The following is a 7057-nucleotide window of genomic DNA, read 5'->3' on the forward strand; positions in this document are numbered from 1 at the left end:
CCAAACCCCGCCCATCCGCGCACTACCTGTGGGCCGCGCTGATGGCGCGCATCTACGAAGTGTTCCCGCTGATCTGCCCCAACTGCGGGGGCCAGATGCGCATCATCGCCTTAGCTGCGACATAACTTGAGTACAAGTTAGTCTTCGCTGAAACTTCGTTTTCATCACCTTCAGCGCTGACATTCAGAAGATTCTGGAGCACATCGGGGTGGAGCCCGACGCCCCGCGCATCACGCCGGCACGCGGGCCACCGCTGTGGGATGAGTGTGGTGCGCGGGAGACGGGGGAGTGTGTGAAGGCTTTGCCGGACTGGGATATGACCAGTCAATCAGCACCCGATTACCCCGACGATCAGCGCACAGCCTGGTAAACCTGAAAAAGGGGGGCGCGACGACTGCGCCGGGATAGGGCTGTGGCTACAGGACAGCTTTTCGGCTCATTGTGGTGACGGCGGCGAAAACTCCTGGCAAATCAGACTGGCGACTGTGGGCATGGTGTTTTGTGAGACCGGTTTTGGATGCCATACTCGGGCTCATGCGGTTGGAATTCCTATCCTTTTAAACACGTTCTAGCCCAGGCCTTTGCTGATCTCGGTGGCTGCAGAACGCGCAACGATTTCAGAGCTGCCGCCAGGCGCGAAAGGCACCAGCAGGCGGATCGGTTTGGTGGGCCAGGCGGCTTGTGCCTGTGCGCTTGTCCACAGGCCCGGAAAGGCGGTGGCTGCGACCAACGCGCTGCCGGTGCGCAAGCTGGATTGAAGGGCGCTGCGGCGGGATTGGGGTGTATTCATTCGAGCCTCGGGGTTTGTGACTGGGAGGCTTTGACTATAGTGGGCCGCTTGTGCTGCCACCTAGGGATTTGCCAGTAACGGTAAAGACCCAGGAGATCAAGCGGCCAGCAGCAAAAAGAACCCGGTCAATCACTGCCTGCACATTGCCGCGATGCGTTTCATTGGCGACCACTCTCTCGGGTATCTGCGTGACGACCGGATGGCACTGCTGACCAATGTGGACGGCGACGCCCGCGCGCGGGAAAAGATCGTGGCGCTGTAGGCGCTCTTCGAAGGCATCCTGGCGCAGCGTCTGCGGTCGCGGCCCAGCGCGCTCAATTTCAGCGGGTAGGGTTGAAGGGGCTGCCCAGCTTTCCTGCACCCACTCTATTTGAACTTATTGCGCGACCTCAGTGCCAGCACAATCGCAAAGAATTGCGCGATCATGCGTACATCGCGGCGCTCGCGCAGACACACCACGTGGGCGTGGGTGAACAGCTGGTCGCAGCGGATCGGAAGCTTCACGGTGCGCGGGTCGACCAGGTAAGCCGCATCCGACACAACGCCGATGCCCAGGCCCTGGGCCACAGCTTCCCGCACCGCCTCGCGGCTGCCGATCTCCAGGTCGATGCGCACCTGCACGCCTTCCTGCGCAAGGCATTGTTCCAGGACGCGGCGCGTGGTCGAGCCTTGCTCGCGCATGACGAAGGAATGGCCCGCCAGGTCTGCCATCGTGAGCTTTGCGCGGCGCGCCAGCGGGTGACTGGCGGCCGCGAAAAATACCAAAGGCTGCTTGCGGTAGGGCAGACAGAAAATGCGAGGGTCGGCGACCGGGTGCACCAGCACGCCGACGTCGCTCTGGTAGGAGGCAATGCTTTCCAGGATCTGCTGTGAGTCGCCCACGCTCATGGAGATGCGCACGCCGGGATGCTCCCGGCGCAGCTCGCTGAGCATGGGCGTCACGTTGTAGGGCCCAACCGCGCAGATGCGCAGGTGGCCGCTGCCGGAATTGCGCGCATGCAGCAACAGCGACAGCGCTTCGACTTCAGCATCCACGAGGCGGTGTGTGGTTTCCAGCAGGCTGCGGCCGAACTCCGTCAGCTCCACCCGGCGGCCGCGCCGGAAGAATAGCTCAACGCCGTAGGTGGACTCCAGCGTGGCGACGTGCGCCGACACGGTGGGCTGTGTCAGCCCGAGGTGGCGCGCGCCGCCGGACATGCTGCCGACACGCGCCGCCGCGTGGAAGGCGCGCAGTTCGGACCCGTGTGATATAGACATCGGCAATATGTTACGCGAAAAGTGTGACAGTTCCTTTAAAGAAACTGTCATGTTGGCCGCCAATAATTGCTTCATTCAGCAATCCGGCTGATTTCGTTTGAAGCACTTCATTTAAGGAGAAGCAACTATGAACTCTCGTCGTTCGTTCATCAAAGCCCAAGCGGCGACTGTGGTAGTCGCCGCTGCAGCGTTGGCTACGCCATCGCTGATCCGCGCGCAAAAACGCCCGTTGATCAAGATGGGCCTCGGCCCCCAGCAGCCCACCCAAGCTGACACCAAGCGAGTGTGGGAACCGTTTTACAAGATGGTTTGTGACCAGATCGGCGCCGATCTGGACCTAACCGTGGCCAATGACTGGGCCGGCATCTCCATAGCGCTGGCGGCTCAACAGATCGATGTCGCACAGATGGGCCCCTGGGGCTACGTGCTGGCCAAGCAAAAAGGTGATGCTCAAGCAATCAACATGCTGATGATTCAGGGTCGAAACTACTACAAGGCAATCGTCGTCGCTCGGCCTGATTTGAAGGTCAAGCGTTTTCCCGAGGACGCCAAGGGCCTGTCGATGCAGATGCTTGATGCTGGCTCGACATCTGGCTGGCTGGTACCGACTCATTTTCTGCGTGGCAAGGGCATTGATCCGAAGAGCTATTTCGGTAAGTACGCAGAAGGCGCTTCGGCGGCGGCCGCCCAGATGGCCACCGCCGGCGGCCAGGTGGACTTGGCCACCGGCTGGGACACCCATCGCAACACAATGCTGCGCAACGGGCAAATCAAGCCTGAGTCGAACCAAATCGTCTGGGAGTCCGACCCGCTCCCAAATGAGCCAGTGGTGGTACGGCGTGGATTTGACCCCGACTTGGCAAAAAAGCTGCAGGCAGCGCTAGCCGCGGTTCCCGATGCGGTTGCCAGTGCGATGCTGCCCTGGCCCTACAGCGGTTTCGTGGCGACAACACACGAGCCCTACGCACTGCTCGAAAAAATGGGCCGCGATCTCGGTGTCCTTAAGGGATGATGGTGCCTGCGAAACTTCCGGCTCGTCTGGCAGACGGCACCTACCGCGAGCCGCCGCTTGACCTTCGATCAGGGGCCTTCCTCCTTCGCGCGGGGGTTGGTGTCGCGATCGTAGCCTTCGTCGCTGTATGTTTTGTCGTGGCCGAGGTCGATCCTGTAGCCCTGCTGCAAGGCATCCCGCGGTTGCTTAAGTGGGCGGCGACTGCATGGCCACCCTACGCTAAGGAAATCGACATCATTATTTACCGGGCGTTCGAAACAGTCGCCATCGCGACCGTCGGCACGCTGGTAGCGGCGCTAATCGCGGCACCCTTGTCGATGCTGGTAGCCAGCAATGTCACGCCTTCACCAAGGATCGCTCTGCCGCTGCGCTGGTTTGCCAACACCTGCCGCGGTATCGACACCGTAGTATTTGCCCTTTTGTTCGTCGCAGCGGTGGGCTTGGGGCCGTTTGCTGGTGTGCTGGGGATGATCGTGCATTCGATCGGCGTGATCGTCAAGCTTAACAGCGAGGCCATTGAGACGCTGCCGAAGGCGCCGCTGGATGCCGCAGCCATGACGGGTGCCAACCACGCCAAGATTACGTCGCATTTGGTGATGCCCGCAGTGTTGCCCAGCCTAGCCTCGGTGTCGCTGTACGTCTGGGAAGCCAATGTGCGAACCTCGACCGTGCTCGGCATCGTCGGTGCCGGTGGCATTGGTATGGAGATTAAAGCGGCGATCGACCTGCTTGACTTCCAGCGCCTGTTCACCCTTACCGTGGCGGTGCTGATAACGGTCACCCTGATTGATCAGTTCAGTGCATGGCTGCGCCGCCGGTTGGTATGAGCGCTGCCCTGAGCCTCGATGGAGTGTCCAAAAGCTATGGCGCGGTGAAAGCGCTGCATGAGGTGTCGATCGCGGTCGATGCCGGCGAGTTTGTTGCGCTGCTCGGGCCGAGTGGTGCGGGCAAGTCCACCGTGTTTCGATGCCTGACAGCACTGACGCGCCCCGACGCGGGCGATGCCTACGTACTCGGCCAGCGCATGGCGGAATTGCAAGGTCGCGCCTTGGGGAGAGCGCGCCGTGGCATCGGTTTGATTTTCCAGCAACACAACTTGATCGGTCGTTTGAGCGTCATCGACAACGTACTGGCTGGCCGTTTGGATGTCACGCCGACTTGGCGCGTGCTGACGCGACAGTTCCGGCACGAGGATCGGCAGCTTGCGCTGGCAAGTTTGGATCGTGTCGGCCTGCTCGACAAGGCCTACCAGCGCGCCGACACACTGTCGGGCGGCCAACAGCAACGCGTCGCGATCGCGCGTGCGTTGACTCAGGAGGGCAGCGTAATTTTGGCTGACGAACCCATTGCGAGCCTGGATACGGTGTCAGCCGAGCATGTGCTGGCGTCGCTGCGCACGATTGCGCACGAAAGTGGTGTGGGCGTTTTGTGTAGCCTGCACCAGGTGGATCTCGCGCAGAAGTATGCTGACCGCCTGATCGGGCTACGGAACGGCCGCGTTGTGTTCTCGTGTAGGGCACATCAATTCGATCATGCTGCCCGTGAAAAACTCTACGTTGGCACCGACGCGGTGCTGGTCGTGCAGGCCCTGCCGCCAACAAAAATCTGACAGCCCATGAAAAAATTCATCCACCTGACCGACACCCATCTCACACGCCCGGGCGTGGCGCTGTACGGCCTCGATCCCCAGGCGCGGCTGAGGTCCGCCGTGCAAAGCATCAATGCGGAGCATGGCGACGCCGCGTTCGTCGTCATCACCGGCGACCTGGCCCACTGGGGCGAACCGCAGGCCTATGGCGCTTTGATGGAGGAGCTGTCGCGGCTACAGATGCCGGTGCATCTCCTGATAGGCAACCACGACGATCGCGCAGCGTTCCTTGCGACCTTCGCCGATGCGCCGGTGGATGCCAATGGCCATGTGCAGTTCGGCTTCAGCGCTGGCGGTGCCCGCTTCGTTGCGCTGGACACCAACGAGCCTGGCGTTTCCTGGGGCGTTTTCTGCGAGCGGCGCGCTGGATGGTTGGAAGAAGAGTTGCTAGCACATGCTTTGCCGGTCTACCTGTTCATGCACCATCCGCCGTTTCCTGTGGGCATCCCGGCCATGGACGACATCAGTCTGCGCGAAACCGCCAGCTTACGCAGGGTTCTGGAACCGCACCGCCAGCGCATCCGCCACCTTTTCTTCGGCCACCTGCACCGGCCGCTGGCGGGTAGCTGGCTCGGCATTCCGGTTTCCACCCTGCGGGCGACCAGCCACCAGGTTGCACTTGACCTTGGCGCGGCGACGTCGGTCCCTGGCAGCCACGAGCCGCCGCAGTACGCCGTGGTGCTGGCGAACGACGAACAGACCATCGTTCACCTGCACGACTACCTGGACGGCTCGTCGCGCTTTACGCTGTGAATGCCGCCGCGCTGATCGCGAGTCGCCGCGCGCTGGTTTTCGACCTGGATGGCACGCTGGCCGATACCGTGACCGATCTGTGGCTGGCCCTCAACGCAGCGCTACAGGGCTGCGGGCTGGCAGACATGGAGGCAGGCTTGGTCCGCGCCAGCCTACACGGTGGACTCGATGGAACGGCGCAGACAGCTTTGCTGCTGCTGCGCGCGGACAGCGCTGCGCTGCCTCAACTGTGCCGCCTTTACGCCGAGCATTACAGGGCGCGCGCGCACGAGTCGTCGTCGCTCTATGCCGGTGTACGGGAGTTGCTCGATGTGTGCAGGGTACGCGAAGTTGCACTGGCGGTCTGCACCAACAAGAGCCGCAGTGAGGCACTAGCGCTGCTGTCAAAGCTGGGCATTGCCGACCACTTTGCCTGCGTCATTGGCGGCGATACAGCCGCGCGGCCAAAGCCGCATCCCGCGCCCCTTATCGAGGCATTGCACGCGCTGGGCTGTGAGGCCCATCAAGCGCTGTTGATCGGTGACAGCCATGTGGATGCGCAGTGCGCCTACAGTGCGGGTGTGGAATTCGTGCTCCATGCGGGTGGCTACGGTGGCCCGCACGAACTGGGCTATCCGGTGGCTGCGCGTTTCCTGCGGTATGGCGAACTGGCCTGAGCTCGCGAGGAAAGTAAGCTCGCAGCTCGTTCAGGCCGCCCGCGTCCCCTGTATTATCTTCAGAGGCAATCAGCGCCGACATCGCGGTCATGTTCCTCGGAACAATCAACGTGGTCGTCGCGTCTACTGCAACGTGGCTTTAGGCCTTGACGGCTTTCTCCGCGACTTTCAGTTGCACGGTCTGTTTGCCGCCGGTCTCCTGTAGGCGCTCTTTGGTCCCTGTGGCAATGCAACGCAGCTGATTTGCCCGAGGATTGCTTGCGCATCGACGCTGGCCGCGACGAGCGCGCTGCCGGTGCGCAAGCTGGATTGAAGGGCGCTGCGGCGGGTGTGTGGGATGCTCATGCGGGTGCCTTGGGTGGGTTGACGCGGTTCAACCACTATAGATGCCGCGCCCGCCGACCGCCTCGGGATTTGCCAGCAGTGTCAGGGCGCCAGCCGCCCGGCCGCAAACAGCACCTGGTCAATCACGGCCTGCACGCTTTTGACATGAGCAGCATTGACCAGCTTTCCGGCGGCGTCAAACGCATCCGCCGCGCGGCTACTCGGGCTCATGCGGTTGGAATTCCTATCCTTTGCTTGCGCCCGATGCATAAAGGCTGAGGGCTGAGGGCTGAGGGTTGAGGGTTGAGGGCTGATTTGGCTCATAAACGATTGATTAAAGGCACCTGCGGGTGCCTTTTTCCATTTGCGCGCCGCCTGTACCCGGCATTGCCTCCCCCGTCCTACATCCGGCCACGGTTTTCCTGCGTACTGTTTACAGGTGCCCAGGCGCTGACGCGCTGTGGCGGATTCCACAGAACCCTCAATCAACGATTCATTCAGGAGCCATTCATGAAAAAACTACTTGTTGCCGCCGGCGTTGCCGTTCTTCTCAGCGCTTGTGCCGGTGGCATGTCCGGTAGCGGCATGTCGGGCGGCCACATGTCCGGCGGCCCGTC

At 62.0% G+C, this 7057-nt stretch carries 7 protein-coding genes and 2 pseudogenes; 6 read left to right on the top strand and 3 right to left on the bottom strand.

The window, feature by feature from the left end:
- Positions 1 to 370: pseudogene (locus ACESMT_RS01500) on the top strand (hypothetical protein); the annotation flags it as partial.
- Positions 371 to 571: 201 nt separating this feature from the next.
- On the opposite strand, the pseudogene ACESMT_RS01505 reads toward ACESMT_RS01500, so the two are convergent.
- Together ACESMT_RS01505 and ACESMT_RS01510 are read right to left on the bottom strand one after the other, a co-directional pair.
- A pseudogene (locus ACESMT_RS01505) lies at positions 572 to 790 on the bottom strand (tripartite tricarboxylate transporter substrate binding protein); the annotation flags it as partial.
- Between the two features lie 366 nt (positions 791 to 1156).
- The gene (locus tag ACESMT_RS01510; protein WP_372824557.1) at positions 1157 to 2047 is read right to left on the bottom strand and encodes a LysR substrate-binding domain-containing protein; all 891 of its coding nucleotides are present in this window, start codon (positions 2045 to 2047) and stop codon (positions 1157 to 1159) included.
- Between the two features lie 127 nt (positions 2048 to 2174).
- Here ACESMT_RS01510 and phnD point away from each other — a divergent pair, with 127 nt between their 5' ends.
- Genes phnD through ACESMT_RS01535 form a run of 5 tightly spaced genes read left to right on the top strand, consistent with a single transcriptional unit; the run spans position 2175 to position 6116 of the window.
- On the top strand, positions 2175 to 3059 hold the full coding sequence (gene phnD / locus ACESMT_RS01515) for a phosphate/phosphite/phosphonate ABC transporter substrate-binding protein (RefSeq protein ID WP_372824559.1): 885 nt from the start codon (positions 2175 to 2177) through the stop codon (positions 3057 to 3059).
- Between the two features lie 2 nt (positions 3060 to 3061).
- Positions 3062 to 3886, top strand: a complete 825-nt coding sequence (gene phnE / locus ACESMT_RS01520) for a phosphonate ABC transporter, permease protein PhnE (protein WP_372824561.1) — start codon at positions 3062 to 3064, stop codon at positions 3884 to 3886.
- Positions 3883 to 4668, top strand: coding sequence for a phosphonate ABC transporter ATP-binding protein (phnC, locus tag ACESMT_RS01525; RefSeq protein ID WP_372824563.1), 786 nt, complete (start codon positions 3883 to 3885; stop codon positions 4666 to 4668). The genes phnE and phnC overlap by 4 nt, the downstream gene beginning before the upstream one ends.
- Positions 4669 to 4674: 6 nt before the next feature.
- Positions 4675 to 5460, top strand: a complete 786-nt coding sequence (locus tag ACESMT_RS01530) for a phosphodiesterase (RefSeq protein WP_372824565.1) — start codon at positions 4675 to 4677, stop codon at positions 5458 to 5460.
- Positions 5457 to 6116 carry an HAD family hydrolase gene (locus ACESMT_RS01535; protein ID WP_372824567.1) on the top strand — a complete coding sequence of 220 codons (660 nt, stop codon included), beginning with the start codon at positions 5457 to 5459 and terminating at the stop codon, positions 6114 to 6116. The genes ACESMT_RS01530 and ACESMT_RS01535 overlap by 4 nt, the downstream gene beginning before the upstream one ends.
- A 426-nt stretch (positions 6117 to 6542) precedes the next feature.
- On the opposite strand, the gene ACESMT_RS01540 is transcribed toward ACESMT_RS01535, so the two are convergent.
- Positions 6543 to 6671 (bottom strand): hypothetical protein, encoded by a 129-nt coding sequence (locus ACESMT_RS01540; RefSeq protein WP_372824569.1) that lies wholly within the window; start codon positions 6669 to 6671, stop codon positions 6543 to 6545.
- Positions 6672 to 7057: the final 386 nt, after the last annotated feature.

Source organism: Polaromonas sp. (genome assembly GCF_041689105.1).
Classification (GTDB): Bacteria; Pseudomonadota; Gammaproteobacteria; order Burkholderiales; family Burkholderiaceae_C; genus Polaromonas.

Excerpts from the sequence above, each read along its gene's own strand:
- ACESMT_RS01510 (WP_372824557.1), bottom strand. The coding sequence starts at position 2,047 with ATGTCTATATCACACGGGTCCGAACTGCGCGCCTTCCACGCGGCGGCG.
- phnD (WP_372824559.1), top strand. The coding sequence starts at position 2,175 with ATGAACTCTCGTCGTTCGTTCATCAAAGCCCAAGCGGCGACTGTGGTA.
- phnC (WP_372824563.1), top strand. The coding sequence starts at position 3,883 with ATGAGCGCTGCCCTGAGCCTCGATGGAGTGTCCAAAAGCTATGGCGCG.
- ACESMT_RS01530 (WP_372824565.1), top strand. The coding sequence starts at position 4,675 with ATGAAAAAATTCATCCACCTGACCGACACCCATCTCACACGCCCGGGC.
- ACESMT_RS01540 (WP_372824569.1), bottom strand. The coding sequence starts at position 6,671 with ATGAGCCCGAGTAGCCGCGCGGCGGATGCGTTTGACGCCGCCGGAAAG.